This is a genomic window from Caloramator sp. CAR-1, from assembly GCF_030546345.1.
Taxonomy (GTDB): domain Bacteria; phylum Bacillota; class Clostridia; order Clostridiales; family Caloramatoraceae; genus Caloramator; species Caloramator australicus.
In genome coordinates, this window is record NZ_JAUONW010000009.1 from 56,671 (window position 1) to 82,500 (window position 25,830).

Consider the following 25,830-nt stretch of genomic DNA (forward strand, 5'->3'; position numbering starts at 1 on the left):
TCCTTTATTTTGACTTTCAAATATTTTTAAATTCAAAATATATTTTAATACATTATACTACCTAAGTCAATAAAATATTACAACCTTATTTGTCCACTACCATTTACTACATATTTTATACTAGTTAAGGCCTCAAGACCCATTGGTCCCCTAACATGCAATTTTTGAGTGCTTATTCCAATCTCCGCCCCAAAACCAAATTCAAATCCATCTGTAAACCTCGTTGAGGCATTAACATAAACTACGGCCGCATCGATTTCCCTTTGAAATTTCCTTGCGTTAGAATAATCGTTTGTTATTATTGCTTCTGAATGTCTCGTTCCGTATTTATTGATATGCTCAATCGCCTCTTCAACTGAATCTACTATTTTAACCGCTATAACTAAGTCTAGATACTCTGTCTTATAGTCCTCCTCATTAGCAGGAAGAACATAGTCTACTATTTTTCTTGTCCTTTCACATCCCCTTATCTCAACTCCACAATCCTTTAATTTACCACATATAATAGGCATAAATTCTTTAGCTATACTAGAATGGACAAGCAAATTTTCAATCGCATTACATACAGCTGGCCTTTGAACCTTTGCATTTATTATAATCTTTTCAGCCATATTAAAATCAGCATTATAATCTACATAGACGTGGCAATTACCAACACCGGTTTCAATAACAGGAATAGATGAATTTTGAAGGACAAAATTTATAAGGGAATGTCCGCCCCTTGGTATTAAACAATCTATATAGCCATTAAGTTTTAAAAGATGAAAAGTCGCCTCCCTATCAGCAACATCGATGAACTGAATGATTTCAGGAGTTTGTTTTAACCTTTCTAAAGTTTTTCTAAGCAATTCAACTATAATCTTATTTGAATTAATTGCCTCACTTCCACCCTTTAATATAACAGCGTTACCGGATTTTAAGCATAGTCCAACAGCATCTGAAGTAACATTAGGTCTTGCTTCATAAATAATCCCTATAACTCCAAGTGGGACCCTTACTTGAGTTATTTCAAGTCCATTTGGTCTTTTCCACATCTTAATAGCTTCACCGATAGGGTCGTTTAATTCTGCTATTTTTCTTAATCCTAAAGCCATATCTGAAATTCTTTTTTCATTAAGCATTAATCTATCAATTAAAGCATTTGAAAGTCCTTGACTTTTTGCATTTTCTATATCCTTTTTGTTTTCATTAATCAAAAGTTCTTTGTTTTCATCTAAATCCTTTGCCATCTCAACTAATATTTTATTTTTAGTATCTGTATCTAGTTTTTCTATTTTCCTTGAGGCAAGTTTTGCTTTTATTGCCTTTTCAAGAACAAGTCCTCTTAAATCCATAACTATTCCTCCCATATTATAACCATATTATCCCTATGAACAATCTCCTTGTATAGTTGATTAAATCCTTCTGGATTTTTTAACATAATATCACTAATTTCTAAAGATGAATAATTGATAAGTCCCTTAGCAACCTGTTTACCATCCAGCGAAAGGATTAAAACACAGTCACCTTTTAAAAAATTACCTTCAATTTTCTTAATGCCTGGGCTTAAAAGGCTTTTATTGTCTTCTACAAGAGCCTTTACAGCCCCATCATCAATATAAATTTCTCCCTTAGGTTTTTTAGCAAATGCAATCCACCCCCTTTTGCAGCTTAACGGTTTTTTATTGCTTAAAAAAATCGTTCCAATTTCTTCTCCATTTAATATTCTTGTAATTACTCCGTCCAAACTCCCCTTTGCAATTATCATTGGTATACCAGAGGAAGTTGCAATTTTTGCAGCTTGTATTTTTGTCACCATACCACCTGTTCCTATTTTGGTTTTACTATCTCCCGCCATTTTCAAAATATTATCATTAATTTTTTTCACTGTAGAAATTAATTTAGCGTCCTCATATATATTTGGGTCTTTATCATACAATCCATCTATATCTGATAGTATCACAAGCAAATCTGCATCAGATAGCATAGCAACGAGGGCAGATAAATTATCATTGTCACCTATTTTTATTTCATCCACTGCAACTGCATCATTTTCATTGATAATTGGAACAATATCACTTTTAATTAGTTCAAACATTAAATTTCGAGCATTCAAAAATCTTTGTCTATCATTGACGTCTTCCCTCGTCAGCAATATTTGGGCAACGTTTATACAATATTCAGAAAATATCTTTTCATATAAATGCATCAAAAGGCCTTGTCCAACAGCAGCACACGCCTGTTTTTCTGGAATTGTCTTTGGCCTTTGCTTTAGTTTTAACTTTGCCATTCCAACACCTATCGCACCGGAAGTTACCAAAACAATTTCATATCCTTTATTTTTTGCATTAGCAAGCTGCCTTATAAGCTTTTCCATCGCATCATAATTTGGCAAACCGTTGCTATAGGTTAATGTGGATGTCCCAACTTTAACAACAATACGTTTACATGACTTTAAAATTTCACTTCTTTCCACTTTTATCCCCCACTGTTATCGAATTTTGAAAAATTATATATTTCATTTTTTAGAATTATCTAAAATTTTAATATAAAAATTGTCTTTTGTCTACTAGTAATAAAACAAAAAGGCTGATTGATCAGCCTCATTCCTTTAATCCTGTAGTTGCTATACCCTTTATAAAATTCTTTTGGAAGATTAAAAATATCAATATCGATGGAATCGATAGTATCATAACCCCTGCTAATACCTGATCCCAGAATTGGTAATATTGTCCATAGAAGGAGTTAAGTCCAACTGGAAGCGTATACATCTCTTCAGATTGGGCTAAAAGGCTTGGCCAAAGAAAGCTATTCCAATTCCCCGTAAACATTAAAATAAATTGGGTTGAAAGGGCTGGTCTTGCAAGGGGCAGAACTATTCTAAAGAATATTCCAAAACGGCTAAGTCCATCTATCATCGCAGACTCCTCAATGGCTTTAGGAATTGTTGTAAAAAACTGCCTCATTAAAAATATTCCAAAAAGGCTTGTTAAAAATGGTAGAGTAAGTCCTTTATAAGTGTTAACCCAGCCTAGTTTGGATAAAAGGATAAATGTTGGCACCATTACAACCTGTCCCGGCACCATCATCATTCCAAGGATTGCCAAAAACAAAGCTTTCTTTCCTGGAAAATTAATCCTTGCAAGAGCATAGCCCGCCATAGAGTTAAAAAGTATATTCCCAAGAGTAACTATAAGGGCAACATATATGCTATTAAATACCCATCTTGCAAAAGGAAATTCCTTCCACAAAAATATATAATTTTTTGCTGAGAGGGTTTTGAAATTTATGTTAAAATTATTGATTTCGCTGGTAGGCTTAAAGGAGGTAATAAAGCTCCATAAAAATGGGCCAAGACATATTATCGCGTATCCTATTAACACTAAGTAGAATATCACCTTCGATATTTTAAAACCCTTTTGCATCAAATCACCCCTAAAACTCAGTTTCCTCGCCAAAGAACTTTCTTTGAATAAGAGTTAGAATAAATATTATTGCAAATAATATAAACGCAATTGCACTTGCATATCCCATTTGGAAATCTCTAAAACCTGTATTATATAGATAAAGAACAACCGTCATCGTTGAATCAAGCGGTCCTCCTGTTCCATTAGATACGACAAAGGCCTGGTCGAAAACCTGGAATGTTCCAATAAGGGATACAACTAAGTTAAAGAAGATAGTAGGCTTTAAAAGTGGAACAGTAATATATAAAACCTCTTGTATTTTACTTGCACCATCTATTCTTGCAGCTTCATATAATGACGACGGAATATCCTGAAGACCTGCGAGGAAAATAACCATATAAAGACCAACTGAAGACCAAATTGCCATCATCATAATCGTTGGGAGTGCAAGCCTTGGATCGCCAAACCAGTTATATGGCGGCAAATGGAAAAATTTTAATATTTTATTTAAAATTCCGTCGGTTTTAAAATATAAACAAGAACATTACAGAAACCGCAACGGTCGATGTAACGGTAGGAATATAATATGCTACTCTAAAGAAAGTTTTACCTTTAATATTTGAATCAACAATAAGAGCTAAAACAAGGGCAATAAAAAGCTGAATTGGAACAACCCCTAATGAATATAAAGTAGTGTTTAATAGGGCCCTAAGAAAAGTTGAATCTTGAAATGCATTAATATAATTTGACAAGCCCACCCACGGTTCCTCAAACATGCTAACAATATCAATAAACTTAAATATTCTTTGTAGATTCCCTAATTATCAATTCAGGCTGAATAATTACCCTTCCAATCCTTTGACCTGAAATCATGTTGATTAGTATGTTCGCTGCCGATTCCCCTATTGTGGCTGTATCTTGCTTTATTGTAGTTAGCTTTGGATTGGTTAGCTGTGCAAGATACAAATCGTCAAATCCAACTATTGAAATATCATCTGGGACAGAATAACCTAAATTATTTAGTGCATTCATTGCTCCTATTGCCATAAGATCGCTTGCACAAAATATTGCCGTTATGTCCTTATGAGTTTTAATTAGCTCTTCGGCTGCCCTTTCTCCTCCTCTATCTGAAAAGTCTGCGTAAACTATAAGTTCTTTATCAATCGGAATATTATATCTATTCAATGCTAAAAAGTAACCATCAAGCCTTTCAAAACTTACAAAGGCATCCTTATGTCCATTTATCATCGCTACTCTTTTGTGACCAAGTTTTATAAGATGTTCAACTGCCATAAAGGCGCCTTTAACATTATCTACTCCTACACATCCTACAGTTGGATTATTTATATATATATCATAAAGGACACATGGATATTGAAATTCACTTAATTCCTTATAATACTCGTCAGTTAGCTTTAACCCCATAATAAAAGCGCCATCTATTTGTTTTTCTTGATATAATTTCGATAATGTTTGAGATTTTTGCATATCGCTGCTTGTTGATAAAAGGACTGTTTCAAAGCCCTGCCTATCTGCAGCATTTTTAAAGGCCATTAGCATTTGAAATACAAGCGGGTTTAACATACCTGTTTGATCGTAATCCTCAACAAGCATACCAAGTCTAAAGTTCTTATTTGAACTTAAACTTTTAGCTATGAGATTAGGCTTATATCCTAATTCATCTGCAACTTTTAAAATGTATTCTCTTGTTTCAGGATTAATGTCGCTATAGTTGTTAAAGGCCCTTGAAACGGTGCTTACAGAAACACCGGCTTTTTTAGCAACATCTTTAATTGTTACATTTTTTTCCATTAATATCCCTCCTTCTGCAAGCACCATTTTGATTTAGTTTCTAGGAACTTCAAGCAATTCGTTTTCTTTTAAAATATAATTTTTGCCATAAACCTTTACTTCATTATCCCTGTCTGAAAGTATTTCTATTTTATCCTTTTTAACAGTTACCTTTATAATAGATCCTCTCCAATTAATCTTATAGGAAAATTCTTCCCAATTTTCTGGTATCCATGGATTAAAGTTTAGGACTTCATCATGATCTATGCTCAATCCACCAAACCCAAATACAGCGCTCTGCCATGAGCCTCCTGTTGATGCAGCATGAAGCCCTAATGCTGCATTTCCTTGATTATCTTCAAGGTCAGTATATACTGTTTTCATAAAGTATTTATATGAATTGTGGGTATCACCAACAACAAGCCCCATTATCGAATACATAGATGGACTTAATGAGGATTTATGCATTGTTCTTTTTTCGTAGTATTCATAGTTTATCTTCTTGCTTTCCAAGTCAAACTCATCACCAAGAAGAAGCATAAGCATAACAACATCGGGTTGTTTTATAAGTTGTGTATCGTGAAGTTTATGCCCCTTAAGGTCTGGCCACTTTGGCATTCCATTTTCATCGTATTCAGTAATTGGAATGTCTAAAAGGCCAAAATAGCCCTCAAACTGCTCAATTAGTTTCCCGTCCTTTGCCATTGGAATGTATATTAATTCTATCTTCTTTTTCCATTCCTCAAAGTCAGCATTTGATAACCCCAGTTTATTACATAGTTTGTTAAATAAAACTGGATTTTCTGACCTTAACATTTCAACTATTTGAAGTGCTTTTATCATATTCCATCTTGCAAAATAGTTTGTATATACATTATTATTGACATGTTCATGGAATTCATCAGGTCCTATTACTTTATTTATCTCATATCTATTTTTTTCTTTGTTGTATTCAAGTCTGCTGTTCCAGAATTTTGCTGTATCTAAAATTATTTCTATACCATAATTATTCATAAACTCTTTATCCTTTGTTGCTCTATAATATTCCCAAATCGCAAATGCAATATCTGCATTTATATGGAATTCCTCTTCTCCTGTCCATATTCTTATTGGGTTTCCATCATAGTCAAATCCCCATTTTGGAGTAACCTCAAGTCCATCATCTGCCGACTCCCAAGGAAATTGCGCACCCTTGTAACCATTTAATGCTGCATTTTTTCTTGCACCGTCTAGTGTATTGTATCTATACATTAGCAATGCCCTTGCAACCTTTGGATTGGTGTATATAAAGAAGGGGAGCATAAATATTTCGGTATCCCAAAAAACATGTCCTTTATATCCTTCACCATGAAGGGCCTTTGCTGCAATGCTAATTCTATCATCACCATCGTAGGCTGATGAAGATAATTGGAATAGGTTAAATCTTAATCCTCTCTGTGCTGCATCATCGCCCTTTATTTGTATGTCGATTTTATTCCATAGATTATCCCAATATTTAATATGCTTGTCCTTTTCAAATTCATAGCCCTCTTTAATAAATTTAAAAAGCTCATCCTTTGCAATATTTGTTATTTCCTCTTTCGTATCCCTTGATGTATAAGTTACACCGTATTTAATTATTATATATTCTTTTCCTTCCTTTACAAAACTTTCATATATTTCCCTTGCAACTTCGCCAAATCTGCCAAACTTTCTTCTTGTAAATATGTTTTCTGAATTATTTTCTGAAAATAAAGTAGACGCTTCAATAATTTGTATTTTGTTATCAATTGTGATACTCTTTAATGCTATACCTGGTTGTAAATCCAAAATTTCTTCAACTTCAAAATGTTTTGTCTTTAGGAATGGATCTAAAGAGCTATTTGTTACAGTGCCATCGATTATGTTTTCAATAAACATTTTAGATGCAAAATTAACAGGCGTAATTTTATATTTTGCTGCCCATCTGTGAACATTGTTTCTGCTGACAAATCTTTCAGTTTCAATCCTTACTATTCGTCCACTTTGAAGCTTTAGAAGATATTTAGAATATAAAATTCCTTCCTTCATGTTTAGGCTTCTTTCAAACTCTAAAACTTCGCAACTATCTATATCAACCGGCTCGTTATCAAAGTATATATTAAATACTAATGGGTTTTGGCAGTTAACAATCTCGGTGACCTGTGCATCGTTTTTATCAAAAACTCCAGCAATAAAGTTTCCACATTCTCCTTTCTTTGAAAAGTCCTGAACTCCTCTTAATCCCCTATAACCATTAGCAAGGGTAAAAATAGTTTCGTATTTTCTGTTTTGACTATTATCATATTTTTCTAACTTGATTTCCCAAAGCGAATGCATCCCCTTACCTCCTAAAATTTTCGTAAACGTTTTTGTTAATTTTATTATAAAATAGTCAGAAATTAAATTCAATACTTAATTTTCTTATTAATATCACAAAATCTTAAATTTTTATACAAAATTATTATTTATTTCGTTAATTTTATTGTTTATTGCCAAAAACGTTTTTGGTATAATTAAAACATGGTTTTCAGAAAGGAGGACAAACATGATTAAAGGGTGCATATTTGATTTAGATGGAGTTGTTGTTGATACAGCAAAATACCACTATCTTGCTTGGAAAAGGCTTGCAAATGAATTGGGATTTGAATTTACTGAACATGACAACGAAAGGCTTAAGGGAGTTAGCAGAATGAAGTCCCTTGAGATTCTTCTTGAGATAGGCAAATTATCCTTCGATGAAGATACTAAATTAAAGCTAGCTGAAAAAAAGAATAATTGGTATGTAGAATACATATCAAAAATGGATGAATCTGAAATTCTCCCTGGAGTCAAAGAATTTTTGTCTAAGCTTAAGGAAAGCGGATATAAAATTGCTTTAGGTTCTGTTAGTAAAAATGCAATGATAATACTTGAAAACACTAATTTAAAGCAATACTTTGATGCTATAATCGATGGAAATAAAGTAACAAAGGCAAAACCTGATCCCGAGGTATTTTTAAAGGGTGCAGAAGAACTTAATTTAAAGCCTGAAGAATGCATTGTTTTTGAAGACGCCATTGCAGGAATTGAAGCTGCAAGAAGAGCCAATATGAAGGTCATTGGTGTTGGTTCAAAGGAGATCTTAAAGGATGCTGATATGGTAATAGAGGGATTTAAGAATGTATCGGTTGATATATTAAAGGCACTCTAATCGAGTGCCTTTATGTTTTGAAGACATAGCGGTAGTTCAAGGCCGCATTCTTCAAGAAGTTTTTTATCTGTCAACACATCTTTTGTATTACCATCAAAAACTACTTCCCCATTCTTTAAAAGTATAGTTCTTTTACAAGTCTCTAAAACTAAGTCTAAATCGTGGGTAGCTATTATTTTGGTGTGTTCAAACGAATTTAAAACATGTATTAATTTTCTTCTTGCCCCAGGATCTAAAAAAGATGACGGCTCGTCCATTAATAAAATATCCGGTTCCATTGAAAGAACGGTTGCTATTGAAACCATCCTTTTTTCTCCTCCAGACAGCTTATAACTAAATTTTTCTTTAAGATGCAATGCACCTACCCTTTCAAGAGCTTTATTAACTCTTTTTTCAACCTCTAACTCATCAATTCCAAAATTTCTAGGGCCAAAAGCAACATCGTCGTAAACTGTATTCATAAAAAGCTGGTCATCTGGATTTTGAAAACAATAACCTATCCTTTGTCTTATGTATTTTATCGTATTTTTAGTAAGCTTAGTTTCGCCAATTATTATATCACCATCATTAGGCACTAAAAGTCCAGATAAAAGCATTAAAAGGGTGGATTTACCAGCGCCATTGGCCCCTATTAGTCCTACTGATTCACCATGGATAATTCTAAAACTTACATCTTTTATCACTTCATTTCCTTGTGGGTATCTAAAGCATACATTTTTAATCTCAATCATATGGTGACTCATATCATCACTCCTAAAATTAGCTCAAACAATTTAACAACATCATAAAACTTTACGATTATAAAATAAATAATCCAAAACATCAAAAATACAATATCCTTCCTAGTAAAACTTATTTTTCCACCTATATTAAATTCTCCATTGAATCCCCTTAGGATCATTGCGTCGTAAATATTCTTCGCTCTATCGTAAACCCTAATAAAAAATCTCCCTAAAATACTTCCCGCATAATTTATAGATATATCTTTATCAGTTGCCCTTAGCTCATAGGCGTTAGCTATAGTAATTATCTCCTCAGTAAAAATCATAATATATTTATACGTCATAATAAGCTGTAAAACAAATATTTTAGGAACTTTTAAAGCTAATAATCCTTTTGCTATGTTGTCCATCCCCGTCGTTGCAATCAAAAGAAGAGAAGATAAAATCGTTAAAATAGATTTTATTGATAAACTTAAAAAAATTAATACTCCATGAAAATTCCTTTCAATTAAAAGGTTAAATATACCTACCCCTAATATAAAAGGTAATGCAATAATTGTCCTTTTCAAAAGTGGGGTAACAGGGATATCCGATAAAGAAATAATTATTACAGGATATAAAAAGAAGGGAACTAGCCTTCTAACTTCAAAACTTTCTAAAGACACAACGCAAACTATAAATATTAAAGTTACTATAATCTTTACAATAGGGTTTAACCTGTGAATAACACTATTTCCCACTGAACATTCATCTAAAAACCTTATTTGTCTTAATGAATAATTTAATTTAGACATGTTATCACCATTTATTAGTTATTTATTTTTTTAAAACGCTTTACTACATAGCCTATTAACAAAATTACTCCTAATGTTGCTGCACTTCCTAAAATTCCCGATATGCTTGTTCCAATTTTTTCGTCTAAATTTTCTTGAGCATTTTTAAAATTATAATCCGGCATTATTGAAACTTTTTCTTGAAGCTTTCCAAAATACTCATGAACAGAGCTTTTTGCTTCTAAGTCTTCCTTTCCTGTTGTTTTTAATATGGACCATTCTAATCCATCTGGATAGCTGGAAGCATACCAGGATAATACACCACCTGTTAATGCAGTTATTAAGATAAAGGATACAAAAATCTTTTTATAATTTAACTTTTCCTTTTCAGCCTTTTCATTGCCTTCAAGAATTTCAGGTTGAACATTATAAACATAGCTTACAACAAAGGCTGTTATTAATCCCTCTACTATCCCAATCGCAAGATGTATAGGCTGCATAAGTAAAAGAAAAGTTGTAAATGGGAGTTCTGTTTTTCCTGACAATACCGTTTGGATAACTACGCTAAAAGCTCCAAGTTGTAAACTTACAATTGCAGATAATATTGATGCAGTAAATATGTTCTTTTTAGAATATCCCTTAGAAATTATCTTTTTATAAATAAAAGGATATGCTATAAATGCTGAATAAAACCCCAAATTAAACACATTGCAACCGTATGCTAAAAGGCCTCCATCAGCAAACAAAAGAGCCTGAATCAAAAGTATTGTTGCCATAGTTAAAAATCCTGCATATGGACCTAATAATATAGATAATAACAATCCTCCACCTAAATGTCCAGAGGAGCCTGTCCCTGGTATTGTAAAATTAATCATCTGTGCGGCAAATACAAAGGCACCCATCACTCCCATAAGAGAAACTCTTTTATCATCATATTCGTATTTTATTTTTTTAATAGAGTAACCAGTAACAGCTGATGTTGCAATTATCATGCTGCCTCCAACCAAGGGCGAAATCAAAGCATCCGACATATGCATAAAAATCCCTCCTTAACATAAAAATAAGCCCACGAAGGTTAAACCCTTCGTGGGCTTTTCTAATTTTAATTTATCACATGATCAGCTTAAAGTCAATACTTTTATAGAGTTTCTTCACCAGGATGCCAATCAATTGGACAAAGTCCTCCAGTTTGCAGTGCTGCAAGAACTCTTAACGTTTCATCAACGCTTCTTCCTATATTCAAATCGTGGATAACAGAATATCTAACATTTCCTTCAGGATCGATTATAAATAATCCTCTTAGTGCTAACCCTTCTTCTTCTACAAGCACTCCAAAGTCTCTTGATACTGTCTTTGTAAAATCAGAAGCAAGCGGAAAATTAATCTTCCCAAGGTCACCCTTAATCCAAGCTTGATGTGAATATTCACTGTCGGTGCTTACTGCAAGAAGCTCTGCATTTAGTTTTTTAAATTCATCTACCCTTTTGCTGTAACCTGTAATTTCTGTTGGACAAACAAAAGTAAAATCAAGTGGATAGAAGAACATAACAAGCCATTTACCCCTGTAGTCGTCGAGTTTAACCTTTATAAATTCTTGACCATCACCGCTAACTGCCTTCATTTCAAAATTTGGAGCTTTTTTACCTACTATTCTTTCCATAATTTTTCCTCCTTATAATATATATTAATCAATAATTATTTTCTATTAATATTATATATCGATTTATTTTATTTTACAAGTATATTTTTCCCTTTTTTAAAAAAATAATTTTTAAATATATCGAATTTTATGAAACTTTTAAAAAAGGAATATTTGTATAAATTTTGTTAATAATAAGTAAAAGAAATAAAGTATTTGGAGGTGTAAATATGACAAACATTACACCAACAATTGGTTGGGGTTGGTGGCTTTTAATCCATATTATCGCTATACCTCTACTCTTTTATATAGGAAGTTCAATGATCAATAGAGAAAGAAACAGGGAGGTATAAATATGTATACTCCAAGAATGGGATGGACTTATTGGATTATACTCCACGTTATCGCTATTCCCTTAACGATTTACATCGGAACTTTATTTAGAAACAAAGAAAAAACAAGGGCTAGATAAAAAAACTCCACCATTTAACTGGTGGAGTTTTTAAAATGAAATTATAATTCCGCCTTTTCCAGCATAGGTCCCCATAGTTGAGCCCATATAATTGATAATAACATCTTTTGGTTTATATTTTTCCATAATAGCTTGTTTTAAAAATAATGCATCCTCTTCATTATCAACATGTGTAATGCCAAATATTTTATCTGAAAAATCGCTACACCTTTCTCCAATAACATCTATTACCCTTTGTAAAAATTTTTTTCTTCCCCTCACCTTTTCCAAAAGTTCTACTGCTCCTTCGACTCCATGAAGCAATACCTTAATATCTAATAATTTTGCTATTGACCCTTGAAATTTAGTAAGTCGTCCACCCTTTACTATATTTCTAACGTATCAAGTAAAATGAGTATATTCATTTCTTTCCTATAATCCTTAAGTCTTTCTATAATCTCAGAAACTGAGAAACCTTTTGAAGCAAGCTCTGCCGCCTTCAACACCTGAAGCCCTTGCCCTAATGAACCGGCTAAGGTGTCAAAAATTTCTACGTCTAATTCACAAATACTTTTAGCAATATTTGCAGATTGAAAGGTTCCACTCAATTTTGATGATAAAGTAAGACATAGAACATGTCCTTCTTGAGAAAGTTTTTTAAATATATTACTAAAAATTGCTGGTGATGGTTGGGATGTCTTTGGAAGTTCCTTTGAATTTAACATTTTTATTTGGAATTCCTCATTAGATATATCAACCCCTTCTCTATATTCTACTCCATCTATTTTAACCGTCAAAGGAACAACATTAATATTATATTTTTTTATTAACTCCTTCGGAAGGTCAGCAGCACTATCAGTAACTATTTTTATCATTAATATCTCTCCCCAAAACAAATTTTCATTATAATTGATTATACCATGTAATGCCATTAAACTAAATATAATTACTATATTTATCCTATTGATAATTATATGTGATTTGGTGCAAAATAAACTTAAAAGCAAAGGAAGGGGAAAACAAATGAGAAGATTTATTATAGTCATACTTGTAGGAATTATTTTAGCATCTTGTAAAAACAAGCCCTTAGATATAACAAAAAACACACAAAAACTACCAAGTATAAATGAAGAAAATAAAAAAATAGAAAAGGAAAGAAAAAACATAATAGAAAATAAAACAAATAATGATAACGTTGAGCCCTCATCAGAAGATATAAAAGATTTAGAAACATTAAAGAAAAATGATGATGAAATAATTGACAATAAAGAATATGATTTCGGACTTTCACCCAGCAGAAATCATATGCCACCCGAAATTCCAAAGTCAATGCAAGAGATGTTTAAAAAATATGGTGCCTATTACCTTGGAGATACAACAAATAAAGAAATTTACCTTACCTTTGATGAAGGCTACGAAAATGGTTATACCTCTCAAATTTTAGATATCCTTAAAAAGAAAAACGTAAAGGCTGCATTTTTCGTCACAAGGCCATATATCAATCAAAACAAAGAACTTATAAAAAGAATGGTTGAAGAGGGACATATAGTCGGTAACCATAGTTCAACCCATCCATCAATGCCATCTAAGGCTACAGACTTTAATAAATTTAAAAAAGAATTCGAAGATACTGAATTAGCCTTTAAAGAGGTTACTGGTCAGGAAATGCCAAAGTTTTTCAGACCACCTATGGGTAAATTTAGCGAAAGATCCCTTTATTATACTCAAAAATTAGGATATAAAACTATATTTTGGAGCTTTGCCCACAAGGATTGGCTTGTTAATGAGCAGCCACCGGTTGAGGTAACAATTGAAAGAATTATGAATAGATACCACAACGGTGAAATAATGCTCCTTCATGCTGTATCAAAAAGCAATACCGAAGCATTAGAAACCATAATCGATAAGCTTCGAGAATTAGGATATGAGTTTAAGCCATTGACAGAACTAAAGTAGGCACTTTATCAATATAAAGTGCCTACTTTCTCAATCCTTTATCTCGAATTCACAATTAACAACAGCAGTTATCTCTTTGTTTATTGACATAGTATCGAATATTCCATAATCGGATACTTCTGTAGAATAAGGTGCTGTTATTTGAAAAACGCCCATTTTTGCTGATTTTAACTTACCTATTTTAATGCCTGTATTTTTTGCAATTTGTTCTGCCCTTTGCATTGCATCCTTAGTTGCAAGTCCTAACATATCCACCTTTAAATCAGCAATTTTTGTGTAATAATATTGGGGAGGATAGGATTCAAACTGAACTCCTAAATTTATAAGTTCTGTAGCTTCCCTTGATATTTTAGTCAGTCCATCCACGTCATTTGAAGTTATCTCTATTGTTTGTGATAATCTATAACCTTCTATTTTTGTTGATTGCATTCCGTTAGGCAATATCTCATAATTTGTCATCGTAACAATAGAAGAAAAGATTAAATCTTTTTCGTTTATTCCTTTAGATAAAAGATATTCCCTTACCTTGTCTTGGCTATCCTTTAAAACCCTATAAGCATCCTTTAAATCCTTTGCCTGGGCAGAAAAACTTCCTGTCCATTTTATAAGATCTGATTTTATCTGTTTTTTAGCAGAACCCGTTACAGTAATAGTATTTTGTTTTTGTTTTATGCTGGCGATGCCGTTCGAAATGAATAGCGATGATATAACTAACGATATTGAAATTATAAAGGCTATACCTAAATAGGTTAAATATTTTCTATCCAAAACATTTTCCTCCTTGTTAATTATTATTTATCTATTAAGCAAGTATATAGAAAGATTTAAAATGGATGCAAATACTAGCCAAATAATATATGGAATAAAAAGCAGACCTGATAGTTTATCGACTTTATAAAAATTTTTTGCTGTAAGGATTACAAAGACGATTAGGATGAGTATTATTATAAATGCTAATAAACGTAAATTAAAAATAAAAAATACCGGCGACCATATAAAATTTAAAAATAGCTGGACTCCAAAAAGAATTAAGGCTTTTTGTATATCGCTATCCTTCTCTTTTAAAACTCTATAAAGAGATATCCCCATAAGCAAATAAAGAACTGTCCATACAGGTCCAAAGATCCAAGCCGGCGGTGCAAATGGAGGTTTAATTAGACTTTCAAAAGCTTCTATAGAATTTCGTGTTATTAAAACTGATATTCCGCCTACAAGTAAAGGAACAGCAAGACTGAAAATCAATTTTTTATAATTCACATAATCCCTCCTTAAAAAATAATAAACCTTCATTAATGGTATACTTTCATTACAAATATTCCCGTAGGAAATACAAATTTATAACTTTTCTTATCTATATTTAATTTTATCAGATAAATATTAGAATTAATATTAATTATATGTTAATATTTGGTAATATATTTTTTATAAATTTAAAGGGTAGGTATTTCAAAACACCTACCCTTTATCGTTAAATACTCGAACTTACCTTATTCTTATATTCAATTGGCATCTTTGATAGTAATATCGAAACTAAAACGCAAGAAACCACTTTATCTATTATATTACCAGTAATTCTAGGGATGAATGCTGAAGTAAATATAGAATGCCCTGTTTGTCTTAGCCAAGCAAATATAAAGTCATTTCCTGAACCAGTAATTCCTCCGTAAATCCAGACAGCTATTGGAGTTCCTATAAGTGGACAAATAACTGATAAAATAAGTCCTGTAATAATTGCAGTTTTAATATCAAACTTATATTTATTAGCTATGAAACCTACTATAATACCAACAGCAACATTTACTAATAAAAACGGTATATCTTTAGGATTAGTTAACATGCCTTGAATTATGTTAGTTACAGCACCAACGACAGCTCCATACCATGGTCCTGCTAAAGCAGCAATAAATATTGTTCCAATTGTGTCTAGAAATATAAGCGGTATGTTTAGCATCCCTACAACTGTTCCTAGAACTATATTAAGTGCTATAGCAAGGGCACTTAATATTAAGATAAAAGTTTTCCTATTTTGCATTTTAGCCCCTCCCATCATTTAGTTAATTACACAGTTATTGTAACACCATGAGGGGCTAATGTTAAATTGATAATATCAATTAAAATTGATTATATTATTTTAATTATAAATTACATTTTTTTTTAAAAACTCAATTATTGCATTTTGACTTGATAAATTTTCCTCATCTAAGCCTAAAAGCTTTATATTTGTCCCTTTTTGGATTAATAAATTTTCTATTTCTTCAATAAAAACACCTTTCCCTTGAATTATTTTTAAATCTTTAATCTTTTCATTTATTCCAAACTCTTCCCCGACTTCTCCACCCCATTTTGTTGAGGAGCAGGTTTTGTTTACTCCACAACTTGGACTACCGTCTATACCAATTAAACCATGAATTTGATAACCATTCTTAACATAATCCATTATCTGATTTAGATATGGCATGAAAATGTTTCTACAATGTTCCCTAAAATATGGAGTATCAAATTGTTCCTTAACATGCCCCCATCTTTTAATTCCATATAAAGTGATTTCCGGACATGGCAGTTGAATTATTCCATATCCCTCCTCTATTAAAAAACTAATTAAACTGTTTTGTGCTCCTTTATAAATTGCAAGGCCCTCGACTTTAGAATTTGCATTTAACATACAATGGCTTAAAATTATTATTTTTCTAGATCTATTCACTGTCTCCATCCCCCTCTCAAAATCACCTTAAAAGCTCATAAACTAACTTAGAAGGAAATAAAAATGTCCACGGCATGGTAATCAAAGCCCCCTTTTTTAATCTAATTGAGTAAAAATTTAAGAAATACCTTCTGGTAAAATTGAAGAAGCGATAAAAATAAATAGTTTAAGTAACTCTTTCTTATTCATTACTTGCCTTTAAATATTTTAAAAACAATTCCGCTGTGCCTAGATTTGTAGCAAGGGGGACATCATGAACATCGCAAATTCTTAAAAGTGCTGTAACATCTGGTTCATGAGGTTGAGCTGTTAAGGGGTCCCTTAAGAATATAACCATATCTATATCCCCTTGAGCAACTAGCCCTCCAATTTGCTGATCACCGCCATATGGTCCTGATAAAAACCTGTGGACATTAAGTCCAGTAGCTTCTGCAATCAACATTCCTGTTGTTCCAGTTGCATATAACTCATGTTTTGAAAAGACATCTATATATTTTTTAACAAAGTTCACTATATCATCTTTTTTCTTGTCATGTGCAATTAATGCGATTTTCATTTAACCGTCACTCCTTTGTTATAATTTATCATATGCCTCTTTAAATCTTTGAATAGCCGTATAAAATATCAAAAGGGCAAATATTAACGCTATTGAATCAACATGCTTATTAAAAACAATCATTAAAGTAAACATAATAAATCCTTCAGTTCTTTCCATAAGGCCAGCCTGATAATAAAAACTCTTCTCCCCCTTTTTTTCCGACACAGCCCCAACAGTTAAAAATATAGTCATTGATAAAATTATGCTGCAGGCTAAAATTAAAAAAGAATAAGGATTTTTTGAATATTTAATTGCTAATGAAATAATCAATGAAATTTCAACTAATCGATCAAATACGATATCCATCAGCGTTCCAAAGTTCGATGAAGACTTTGTTTTCCTTGCTAAAGTTCCATCTACAGCATCTAAAAAGCCTGAGAGCCATAAGGCTATTACCGCCAATGCTTTAGACAATTCAAATGAAATTATGATTGAAGGAAATAGTCCTATTAAAAAAGCCAATATAGTTACTCCGTTTGCATTAAAGTTTAAGTTTATAAAAAAATTTGCCCCTCTATCAAATAAAGGCTGAACAAATTTTCTTGCTCTTGTGTCTAGCATATTAGTCCTCCTCAAGATACGCTGCCTTGTTAAAATCCAAATAAAAATATACATCCTCATCCACATTAAAGTTTTTATCCGTAAATGTAGATACATAAATTACTTGTCCCTTAACAACGATTAAATAATTAACTTTATCACCTAAATAAGTCCTTTTAATTATTTTCCCTTTAACATTAGACTCATTTTCATCACAAATAATTATCTGCTCAGGTCTTAGCATTAATGTTACTTTAGATTTATCAGGGGAATTAACATTAAAGGTGCCTATATCTGTTATAAAATTCCCATTTTTAATTTTGCCTTTAAAATAATTTGTCTTACCAAAAAAATCTGCAACTTCAATTGATACAGGTTTTTCATATATATTTTTTGGGATATCGTATTGTTTTATTTCCCCTTCAATTAAAACTGCTATTCTATCCGCTAAAGAAAGAGCCTCTTCCTTATCATGGGTAACTAATATTGTTGTGATATTAAGCTTTCTTTGTATTTCCCTTATAAATTCTTGTAAACTTTTTCTTAAAACTATATCTAACTTTGAAAATGGCTCATCCAGTAAAAGAACCTTCGGTTCTACAATCAGAGCCCTGGCTAATGCAACCCTTTGTTTTTGTCCTCCTGATAATTCATGAGGATATTTATTCTCATGCCCATAAAGTTCCATCATATCTAAAAATTTTTCTACTTTATTTTTAATTTCTTTTTTGCCTATTTTTCTAATTTTTAATCCAAAAGATATGTTTTCGTAAACCGTCATGTGGGGAAATAACAATATATTTTGGTCAACTAACACAGCATTTCTTTTTTCTATAGGGACAAAGTCCATCAGTTGCCCATCGAAGTAAATATTCCCCTCATCAAAGGGAATAATTCCTGCAATGCCATGTAAAAGCGTAGTTTTGCCGGAACCGCTCGGACCCAGTAAAGCTACAAATTCACCTTCATTGATGGTTAAATTCACATCATTTAAAACAGTCTTCCCTCCAAAGGATTTTTTTATCCTAATCAGTTGAACTTTTGCCATAATTCCCTCACTTTACATTAAGTATTCGTTTTTTATTTCATAAAACCTTCCTAAGATTATTTCAGTTATTTTCAAAACCACTAAAATACATAAAACAAATATTACGCTTAAAGCAGAAGCCACGGTCCTATCTCCCGACTCTAAAAATGGAAATAACAACATCGAATATGTAATAACCCTACCTCCTCCTATTAAAAATGTTACAAAATATTGTGTAAATGAAATAATAAAAATTATGCTCCCTGATACCACAAGCCCAAATTTAATTAAAGGAATAGTAATATATCTAAAAACTTGAAAGGAAGATGCCCCTAAAGTCCTTGCTTGAAGTTCAAGACCGTTTCCATTAAATTCAAACACATTCGTCAATATTTTAACTCCATAAGGTAAACCTAAAACAATATGGATTAGAATCACACCTAAATTGGTATTTGCTAATCCGACTCGAGCAAAAATTAAGTGGATGCCTAATGCTGATGGAAGGACAGGAATAATTAAAGGAAGAAAAATTAATATTTTTATAAGATTCTTGCCTTTGAAATTATAAAATGCAAGGGCTCTTGCTGCTGGAACACTGATTAAAAGGGTTAAAACAGTTACAACAAATGATAAAAACACGCTATTCAAAAGTATTTTAAACATTTTAGTAGAACCATCAAAAATATAGAAATATGCCCTTAAAGTAAAATCCTGAGGCAAAATCCTAGGCCAAGGCCAAGATGATGATATACTCCAAAAAAGCATAATTATAATTGGCAAGAGCAAAAAAGTAACAATTAAACCTGTTAATAATCCTTTTATTTTCATATTAACACACTCTCTAAAGCTTATTATATTTTTGAACAAGCCTTTGCATAAATATATAAATAATTGCCATTATAAGTGCTAAAAAAGTAATAAACATATTTATGGCCATTGCATAAGGTCTGTCATATAAATCAATACTTTTGTAAAAAATATAAGCCATTACTGGTAAGGCTTTAGGTGAAGATGGTCCTAATAGATAAGGTATTTCAAAGGCCCCAAGTGAAAAGGTGAAAAGCATTAAAAATCCCAAAAGGATAGTTGGCAAGGTTATCGGCAGCAATATTTTTAAATATATTTGTAAAGGAGATGCTCCTAAATTGGCTGCAACCTTTGAATATTTTACATCTGTTTTTTTCAACGTATCGTAAGTTATTAAAGTTATAAAGGGTAGTCCCTTCCATGTATATGCAATTATTATACCAATTCCTTTAGGATCAAACAAAAACCAATCAAAGTCCATCATGCTGTTAATTAATCCTAAGTTGTATAATAGTCTTGGTATCCAACCGCTTTGTGTAAATAAAATAAACATCAAAAGGGCAGCAACTGTATGTGGAACGATTATAGGTAACTTATATATTTCATAAATTTTCTTTTTATTTTTTAATAAAAAATAAGCTAGTAAAACTCCAAATAAAACTGCAAAAAAAGAAGAAACAAAGGATATATGCAAACTAAATTTCAAGGAATTTATAAAATTAGGATTTTTAATAATTTCTCTAAAATATTTTAAAGTAAATGTGTAAAGACCTGCTGCAGGAAAATATCCAAAACTTTGTAGAAGGCTAGTGATAATACCAAATATAAAAATGCCAATAATAAATATCAAAACTGGCAATAGCAAAATATATGGGTATAATTTCTTAATTGATTTATTCATTTTCCAATACAACTTCCCTCCAAAGTTCTTCTAAAATTGGAACAAGCTCAGCCCTAACCTCTGGGATTCTATGTTCTAAAAGCTCATCCTTTGATATGACGCCTTTTCCAATAATTATATCATCAAATAATCTCCTTTCCTTTTCATCCATCAATCTATAATCAACAACAGGTAGATCCCCCCAAACCTTAGGATCATATTTTGAAGCTTGGGCCTTAGGTGATAAGAGATAGTTAATCACAACTAATGCACCTGCCTTATTTGGTGCATTAAATGGAACTGCAAGAAAATGGGTATTGCCAATCGTTCCATTATTAAAAACAAATGATATCGTCGTTTTGGGAAAAGTGCCCTCCTCCATTTTAACTTTAGCATGAAATGGTGCATAATTCATGGTTAAATATACTTCTCCATCTGCAAACATATTATCAAGTTGAGCAATCGAAGCAGGGTAAGTTTTTCCATGCCTCCAAAGATAGGGTTTTAACTCCTTTAGATAATCCAATGCAGGTTTTATAATTTCTTTAACCTTTTCCTTATCCGGTTCAACATTTGATAAAGCCTCATGCCCTACTATATCACAAACTATATTTCTGACAAAAGCACTTCCTGTAAAATCAGTAACATCCGGATATGTAATTTTACCTGGATATTTTTTTGCAAGTTTTAATAATTCTTTATGGTCTTTCGGTAAAAAATCTATCTTTTTAGAATCCGCAATAAATACCATTTGCGCTCTTCCATAGGGTGCCTCATAACCCTCAACGGGATATCCAAAATCATACAAAATATCAGTAGATGTTTTATCTATATATGAATTAAAATTTGGCAATTTCTCAGTGAAGGGTCCAAACAAAAGCCCATTTCTTTTGGCAGTATAAAAGTTTTCACCGTTAATCCACACGATATCTATAGTTCCTTTGCTATTTAATTGCTTTTCATTTAAAAGTTTGGGTAAATATTCATTAGGAAGCATAGGAACCCTCTCTAATGTTATATCATATTTTTCCTTAAGTTCCTTTGCAACTATACCGTCTAACCATCTATTAATATTTTCATCTCCTCCCCATCCGTAAAAGGTTACAGTAGTTCCCTTTGCAATTTTTAATATATCATCCCAGCTTTTATCTAAAATGTTTTCCTCTTTATTTTTTGTTAAACATCCTGTAAACAAAACAGTTAAAACTAATAAAATAGCAATCGTTTTTTTATGCTTCAAAATCATCTCCTCCTAAATCTAATCCCTTTTTATTTACTAAAAGTTTTGGAATTTGGGAAATAATAAACAAAATTGTCCCTGCAACAAATAATTTTAAAAAAACAGTCTTATTAAAACCATTTTGCACAATATCTCCTGCCATATACGCATATATAAAAGCTCCGGGTGCCATCGTTATAAATGAAATTATTGTATAAGTTGAAAATTTTATATTAGTAATTCCATAGGCATAGTTTTGCAAATTATAAGGGAAAATCGGAACTAGTCTTGTTAAAATAAGAAAATCCCTTCCGCTTTTCTCAAATCCCCTTTCTATTTTTATAAAAATAGGATTATTGCAAAATTTTTTGGTTATAAAATCCCTCATCAAATACCTTGCAATTAAAAAGGCTGTTGAAGCACCAAGCGTTGCACCTGTAAGTGCCAATATAGCACCTTTTATTGGTCCAAACAAAATTCCCCCACCCATCGTTATAACGCTTGCTGGAAGTGAAAACACCGCTGCCAAAACATATATTAAAATATACATTAAATATCCAAATCCTCCAGTATCCTTTATTAGTTTTTTTAGTTTATGTATATCCCTAATAGAATCAACTAGGCCTGAAGAATATAAAAAATAAAAAATAATTATTAATATAATTAACAAAATCAATTTAAATATCCTTTTATTCACAATAATCCTCCTATCTTTTTTCATAACTATAATTTTATCAAAATAATTTTGCTTTTCAATTTAGTGGTAAAAATTAACTATAGAAATTTATAATAAATATTCTTTGTTAAATCATCATATTAAATATATTTTTACGAACAATATATTTCAAGCTACATATAATAAAATAGAATTAATATGTTTTCATGGTGATATTTTGAAAAAGAATGAATCTTATCAAAATAACAAAAATATTAATAATATACGTGCTCAAATTCCTGAAAGATGTCGTATGGGATTCCAAAGATATACAGTAGTTGCTGGAGATACAATAGAAAAAATCGCTAAGCGTTTTAACGTAACTGTAGATTTTTTAATCGCTGAAAATCCTCATATACAAGACCCAGATAAAATTTTCCCAGGAGATGTTTTATGCGTTCCTGTTCAACCAAAACCCGGTGAACCAAGAATTCCAGAAAGCTGCCCTTTAGGATTTAATCGTTATACCGTAAAGGTTGGAGATACTGTTAGCAAAATTGCACAGGGCATTGGAGTTCCTGTTGATTTAATTGTAGTAAATAATCTTCATATACCTGATCCAAATGTTATATTCCCAGGTGACGTCCTTTGCGTCCCTGTTCCCCTCAAATTTCCAAGCTGCACAATTTTAAATCCTGTAAATCCAGCAATGACAATAGTTTTGGGAAGTGCAATGGTTCAGAAAATTCCTCCCAACGAACATCAACTTACAATAGCAGGTATTAATTTGCCTTCGCCTTCAAGCCTTGGAGATTTCGATGGATACGATGGTTTTGTAGGAATTCCTGGAATTGGAGGATATGGATTTTCACTTAGCCGATGTCCAAGTCAATTTTTTAGTTTATGGATAGGAAGCATAACACTTTTTCCACTATTATCTGTAGGTGATCAAATATATGTAATTCCAAGCAACTCAAAAACAGGTCAAACAGGAAGGCCTATATTATCAGGTGTATTAAAATAAGTTTCACTATGCACTTTATTGAATGTCTTTAAATACATTCAATAAAGTGCTTATTTTTTAAAGATTCCCCTTGCCTTTTCTTTCACTATTCTAATACTACAATTTATATTTGGACATTCTCTGCAGGAATAAAGATGCTTATCTTTATTTAAATTTTTACCTATACCATGAATATAAGCCAAAGATTTAGGCGGATAGATGACATAACCTTTTTTTAAGGATATATTATATTTTTCTATCCCTGCTAATTTATTGATAATATCCCCTTGATATTCCATAGGAATTTCACCATCTCCCGGAGCTATTCTGCAAGTGATTCCATAACCTTTTTTAACAAAATAATCATATAAATAATCATACATTTGACTGTTATATTCAAAAAGCAAAGAACTTGCCATGACATCTAAAATTATAGCTTCTTCAAAATTATTTTCACTAAACAATAAATCTATTTTTTCAGTGATCTTTCCTCCCAAAGTTATTAAACAATAAACTAGTTTTTCCGATTGTTTTAAAGTTTCAAAATTATATTCAGATGTTTTATCCCCAATACTAAAAAAACCTACAGGTTCAACAGATAATTTTAATAAATCTATTAATTCATCAAATATCTTTCCTCTCAGTTCTTTATCACCATAAGGTAAATATGTTTCAACTATGCTTAGTATTTGGGATTTATCTAAGCAGAAAACAAAGTTTTTTATTATCCGCATACAATCATCACCCATCTTAAATATATTATTGCATTAATTTTATAAATATTATTCAATTTATTCAACATCTATATATTATAAAAAAGGACTTTTTAAAGTCCTCTTAATTTTTATATTATTATTTTTTATACTTCAACTGAATTTTTTCTAAAGTTCCATCGGTTGTTATTTTCTGTAATTCATTGTTAAAAATATCCACATAATGCTTTAAATTTTTTGCTTTGCTAAAACCCATTCTTGCATCAAATTTTTCCTCTGCTTCCAGAACATAAGAAGAAACATCAATTTTATCATCAATACTATGAACTTTTATAAAATATTCACCTATATACTGATTAATCAATATAGCATCTATTTGTCGTATAAATAGCTTTTCAAGTAAAGGTTCAAGTTTTGAATTGCCTTCTTTCATAATAGCATTGTCTTTAATGAATTTATTCGGGTAAGTATAACTTGTAATAATTCCTATTCTTTTGCCTCTTAAGTCAGAATAAGAATTAAAATGAATCGATGAATTTTTTGACTTTAATAAGATGTATTTACTTTCATCTCTATAGGGTTTTGAAAAATCAATGAATTCCTCTCTTTCTTTAGTGTAAGATAATGTAGAAATAAGATCAGCTTGTCCACGTTTAATAAGTTCTATACACGTATCAAAAGGAGCAAAAAATACCTTAAGCTTTATATTATTTCTTCTTTCAAATATTTCTTTTAAAATTTCCATATCAATTCCCATATCTTTATCATTAATAACAAAAGGAGGATATTCTTCAGTAACGACTATTAATTCATTTTCCTCTTTTTCAATGACACTAAAAAGCTCGACTATTGATGATTTTAGCTCTTGCATAATTCCAGTTAAGTCATTCACTAACTTATTCTCTTTTTGGATTGACTCATCGATGCCCTTAATAGATATAATGTTTTGTTCAATTGAACTTAATATCTCCTGTGAATAAGCACTTACCTTCTCAAACACGTCAAATGACTCACTATTGGCTTTTGTTAGTTGAATTATAGCTTTATTTGTTGAAACCATAGTATCTATAATTGAATTTATAGTTAACGACGTATCTTCCATCAGCTTTGCCTGTTCTTCTATTACTTCAACAGTATTTTGAATCGCCTTGGATGTATTTAAAGATTCTTTTATTATTTCCTTTATTGTATTGGATATTTCATTCGTAAAATTTGATGTTTTTTGAGATAACTTTTTAACTTCATTTGCTACAATTGCAAATCCTTTTCCGTGTTCACCAGCTCGGGCAGCTTCTATAGAGGCATTTAATGCAAGCAAATTAGTTTGATCGGCAATTTCTTGAATTAAATTTATAAGAGATTCAACTTTGATAATCCTATTTTGTAATTCCTTCATAGCATCATAAGCATCTTTAACTGTTGATTTTACGTTTTCATATTTGCTTATAGATCTGTTTATCTCATTTTTTCTTTTATCAGCCTCATTGCCTACAATTTCACATTTTTCTAATACAGACTTAGATAATTCTAACGTGTCAGTTAACTTATTATACATATCATTTATATATAATTTTGTTATGTTCAACCTTTCAATGTCTTGATCAGAATTAGTATTTAATTGATTTGTTTTTTCTGCAATATTTTTCATATCAATAAGCAAACTATCTACTCCAACTATAAGCCTATTTAACGAATCCAAGTAAGACGTAGTAAAATTATCGATAACAAATTGGTCTTTATTTTTACTGTTATTAATTACTTCCTTTGTTTTTTTATTAT

At 31.3% G+C, this 25,830-nt stretch carries 28 protein-coding genes and 1 pseudogene (1 of these 29 only partly in view); 4 read left to right on the forward strand and 25 right to left on the reverse strand.

Features of this window, described 5'->3' with window-relative positions; translation table 11 throughout:
• Nucleotides 1–77 precede the first annotated feature (77 nt).
• The 7 genes from Q3V94_RS02940 to Q3V94_RS02970 form a co-directional block, all read right to left on the reverse strand.
• Nucleotides 78–1,334, reverse strand: a complete 1,257-nt coding sequence (locus Q3V94_RS02940) for a glutamate-5-semialdehyde dehydrogenase (protein ID WP_303525024.1) — start codon at nucleotides 1,332–1,334, stop codon at nucleotides 78–80.
• Between the two features lie 2 nt (nucleotides 1,335–1,336).
• Complete coding sequence (gene proB, locus Q3V94_RS02945) at nucleotides 1,337–2,455, reverse strand: glutamate 5-kinase (RefSeq protein WP_303525025.1); 1,119 nt, start codon at nucleotides 2,453–2,455, stop codon at nucleotides 1,337–1,339.
• A gap of 127 nt (nucleotides 2,456–2,582) precedes the next feature.
• Complete coding sequence (locus Q3V94_RS02950) at nucleotides 2,583–3,404, reverse strand: carbohydrate ABC transporter permease (RefSeq protein WP_303525027.1); 822 nt, start codon at nucleotides 3,402–3,404, stop codon at nucleotides 2,583–2,585.
• 10 nt (nucleotides 3,405–3,414) lie between these two features.
• Complete coding sequence (locus tag Q3V94_RS02955) at nucleotides 3,415–3,870, reverse strand: carbohydrate ABC transporter permease (protein ID WP_303525028.1); 456 nt, start codon at nucleotides 3,868–3,870, stop codon at nucleotides 3,415–3,417.
• 40 nt (nucleotides 3,871–3,910) lie between these two features.
• Nucleotides 3,911–4,138, reverse strand: coding sequence for a carbohydrate ABC transporter permease (locus Q3V94_RS02960; protein WP_303525030.1), 228 nt, complete (start codon nucleotides 4,136–4,138; stop codon nucleotides 3,911–3,913).
• A 43-nt stretch (nucleotides 4,139–4,181) separates the two neighbouring features.
• Nucleotides 4,182–5,198, reverse strand: a complete 1,017-nt coding sequence (locus tag Q3V94_RS02965; RefSeq protein WP_303525031.1) for a LacI family DNA-binding transcriptional regulator — start codon at nucleotides 5,196–5,198, stop codon at nucleotides 4,182–4,184.
• Nucleotides 5,199–5,231: 33 nt separating this feature from the next.
• Nucleotides 5,232–7,514 (reverse strand): glycoside hydrolase family 65 protein, encoded by a 2,283-nt coding sequence (locus tag Q3V94_RS02970; RefSeq protein WP_303525033.1) that lies wholly within the window; start codon nucleotides 7,512–7,514, stop codon nucleotides 5,232–5,234.
• A 208-nt stretch (nucleotides 7,515–7,722) separates the two neighbouring features.
• Here Q3V94_RS02970 and pgmB point away from each other — a divergent pair, with 208 nt between their 5' ends.
• Complete coding sequence (pgmB, locus tag Q3V94_RS02975; RefSeq protein WP_303525035.1) at nucleotides 7,723–8,367, forward strand: beta-phosphoglucomutase; 645 nt, start codon at nucleotides 7,723–7,725, stop codon at nucleotides 8,365–8,367.
• Here pgmB and Q3V94_RS02980 read toward each other — a convergent pair.
• The 4 genes from Q3V94_RS02980 to Q3V94_RS02995 form a co-directional block, all read right to left on the reverse strand.
• Nucleotides 8,364–9,110, reverse strand: coding sequence for an energy-coupling factor ABC transporter ATP-binding protein (locus Q3V94_RS02980; RefSeq protein WP_303525037.1), 747 nt, complete (start codon nucleotides 9,108–9,110; stop codon nucleotides 8,364–8,366). The genes pgmB and Q3V94_RS02980 overlap by 4 nt on opposite strands.
• The gene (locus tag Q3V94_RS02985) at nucleotides 9,107–9,883 is read right to left on the reverse strand and encodes an energy-coupling factor transporter transmembrane protein EcfT (protein WP_303525039.1); all 777 of its coding nucleotides are present in this window, start codon (nucleotides 9,881–9,883) and stop codon (nucleotides 9,107–9,109) included. The genes Q3V94_RS02980 and Q3V94_RS02985 overlap by 4 nt, the downstream gene beginning before the upstream one ends.
• Before the next feature lie 14 nt (nucleotides 9,884–9,897).
• Nucleotides 9,898–10,899, reverse strand: a complete 1,002-nt coding sequence (locus Q3V94_RS02990; RefSeq protein ID WP_303525041.1) for an energy-coupling factor ABC transporter permease — start codon at nucleotides 10,897–10,899, stop codon at nucleotides 9,898–9,900.
• Nucleotides 10,900–11,000: 101 nt separating this feature from the next.
• Nucleotides 11,001–11,522 (reverse strand): peroxiredoxin, encoded by a 522-nt coding sequence (locus tag Q3V94_RS02995; RefSeq protein ID WP_303525042.1) that lies wholly within the window; start codon nucleotides 11,520–11,522, stop codon nucleotides 11,001–11,003.
• A gap of 209 nt (nucleotides 11,523–11,731) precedes the next feature.
• On the opposite strand from Q3V94_RS02995, the gene Q3V94_RS03000 reads away from it, so the two are divergent.
• A complete protein-coding gene (locus Q3V94_RS03000) occupies nucleotides 11,732–11,854 on the forward strand; it encodes a hypothetical protein (RefSeq protein WP_303525044.1) in 123 nt (40 codons plus the stop codon).
• A 149-nt stretch (nucleotides 11,855–12,003) separates the two neighbouring features.
• Here Q3V94_RS03000 and Q3V94_RS13655 read toward each other — a convergent pair.
• Nucleotides 12,004–12,998, reverse strand: a pseudogene (locus Q3V94_RS13655) (DegV family protein).
• Here Q3V94_RS13655 and pdaA point away from each other — a divergent pair.
• Nucleotides 12,976–13,908, forward strand: a complete 933-nt coding sequence (gene pdaA / locus Q3V94_RS03015; protein WP_303525047.1) for a delta-lactam-biosynthetic de-N-acetylase — start codon at nucleotides 12,976–12,978, stop codon at nucleotides 13,906–13,908. The pseudogene Q3V94_RS13655 and the gene pdaA overlap by 23 nt on opposite strands.
• A gap of 30 nt (nucleotides 13,909–13,938) precedes the next feature.
• Here pdaA and Q3V94_RS03020 read toward each other — a convergent pair whose 3' ends face one another.
• The 11 genes from Q3V94_RS03020 to Q3V94_RS03070 form a co-directional block, all read right to left on the reverse strand.
• Nucleotides 13,939–14,676 (reverse strand): SIMPL domain-containing protein, encoded by a 738-nt coding sequence (locus tag Q3V94_RS03020; protein WP_303525049.1) that lies wholly within the window; start codon nucleotides 14,674–14,676, stop codon nucleotides 13,939–13,941.
• A gap of 27 nt (nucleotides 14,677–14,703) precedes the next feature.
• Nucleotides 14,704–15,165 carry a TspO/MBR family protein gene (locus tag Q3V94_RS03025; protein ID WP_303525050.1) on the reverse strand — a complete coding sequence of 154 codons (462 nt, stop codon included), beginning with the start codon at nucleotides 15,163–15,165 and terminating at the stop codon, nucleotides 14,704–14,706.
• A gap of 211 nt (nucleotides 15,166–15,376) precedes the next feature.
• Entirely contained in the window at nucleotides 15,377–15,940 is a 564-nt protein-coding gene (locus Q3V94_RS03030; protein WP_303525052.1) for a CD3073 family putative ECF transporter S component, read from the reverse strand.
• 99 nt (nucleotides 15,941–16,039) lie between these two features.
• Nucleotides 16,040–16,609 (reverse strand): CD3072 family TudS-related putative desulfidase, encoded by a 570-nt coding sequence (locus Q3V94_RS03035; RefSeq protein WP_303525053.1) that lies wholly within the window; start codon nucleotides 16,607–16,609, stop codon nucleotides 16,040–16,042.
• A 181-nt stretch (nucleotides 16,610–16,790) separates the two neighbouring features.
• Nucleotides 16,791–17,165 carry a methylglyoxal synthase gene (gene mgsA, locus Q3V94_RS03040; protein ID WP_303525054.1) on the reverse strand — a complete coding sequence of 125 codons (375 nt, stop codon included), beginning with the start codon at nucleotides 17,163–17,165 and terminating at the stop codon, nucleotides 16,791–16,793.
• Nucleotides 17,166–17,183: 18 nt separating this feature from the next.
• Nucleotides 17,184–17,768: a CDP-alcohol phosphatidyltransferase family protein gene (locus tag Q3V94_RS03045; RefSeq protein ID WP_303525056.1), complete on the reverse strand. Its 585-nt coding sequence runs from the start codon at nucleotides 17,766–17,768 to the stop codon at nucleotides 17,184–17,186.
• A 1-nt stretch (nucleotide 17,769) separates the two neighbouring features.
• Nucleotides 17,770–18,795: an ABC transporter ATP-binding protein gene (locus tag Q3V94_RS03050; protein WP_303525058.1), complete on the reverse strand. Its 1,026-nt coding sequence runs from the start codon at nucleotides 18,793–18,795 to the stop codon at nucleotides 17,770–17,772.
• A 12-nt stretch (nucleotides 18,796–18,807) separates the two neighbouring features.
• Nucleotides 18,808–19,602, reverse strand: a complete 795-nt coding sequence (locus tag Q3V94_RS03055) for an ABC transporter permease (RefSeq protein WP_303525060.1) — start codon at nucleotides 19,600–19,602, stop codon at nucleotides 18,808–18,810.
• A gap of 13 nt (nucleotides 19,603–19,615) precedes the next feature.
• The gene (locus Q3V94_RS03060) at nucleotides 19,616–20,482 is read right to left on the reverse strand and encodes an ABC transporter permease (RefSeq protein WP_303525061.1); all 867 of its coding nucleotides are present in this window, start codon (nucleotides 20,480–20,482) and stop codon (nucleotides 19,616–19,618) included.
• Nucleotides 20,475–21,707, reverse strand: coding sequence for an ABC transporter substrate-binding protein (locus Q3V94_RS03065; RefSeq protein WP_303525062.1), 1,233 nt, complete (start codon nucleotides 21,705–21,707; stop codon nucleotides 20,475–20,477). The genes Q3V94_RS03060 and Q3V94_RS03065 overlap by 8 nt, the downstream gene beginning before the upstream one ends.
• Nucleotides 21,691–22,377, reverse strand: a complete 687-nt coding sequence (locus Q3V94_RS03070) for a TVP38/TMEM64 family protein (RefSeq protein ID WP_303525064.1) — start codon at nucleotides 22,375–22,377, stop codon at nucleotides 21,691–21,693. The genes Q3V94_RS03065 and Q3V94_RS03070 overlap by 17 nt, the downstream gene beginning before the upstream one ends.
• 196 nt (nucleotides 22,378–22,573) lie before the next feature.
• Here Q3V94_RS03070 and Q3V94_RS03075 point away from each other — a divergent pair, with 196 nt between their 5' ends.
• A complete protein-coding gene (locus Q3V94_RS03075) occupies nucleotides 22,574–23,359 on the forward strand; it encodes a LysM peptidoglycan-binding domain-containing protein (protein ID WP_303525066.1) in 786 nt (261 codons plus the stop codon).
• A 50-nt stretch (nucleotides 23,360–23,409) separates the two neighbouring features.
• Here Q3V94_RS03075 and Q3V94_RS03080 read toward each other — a convergent pair whose 3' ends face one another.
• Nucleotides 23,410–24,072, reverse strand: coding sequence for a hypothetical protein (locus Q3V94_RS03080; RefSeq protein WP_303525068.1), 663 nt, complete (start codon nucleotides 24,070–24,072; stop codon nucleotides 23,410–23,412).
• 118 nt (nucleotides 24,073–24,190) lie between these two features.
• Nucleotides 24,191–25,830: the 3' portion of a methyl-accepting chemotaxis protein gene (locus Q3V94_RS03085; RefSeq protein ID WP_303525069.1), read on the reverse strand. It continues 22 nt past the right edge of the window; only the last 1,640 of its 1,662 coding nucleotides appear in the window; its start codon lies beyond the right edge, outside the window; its stop codon occupies nucleotides 24,191–24,193.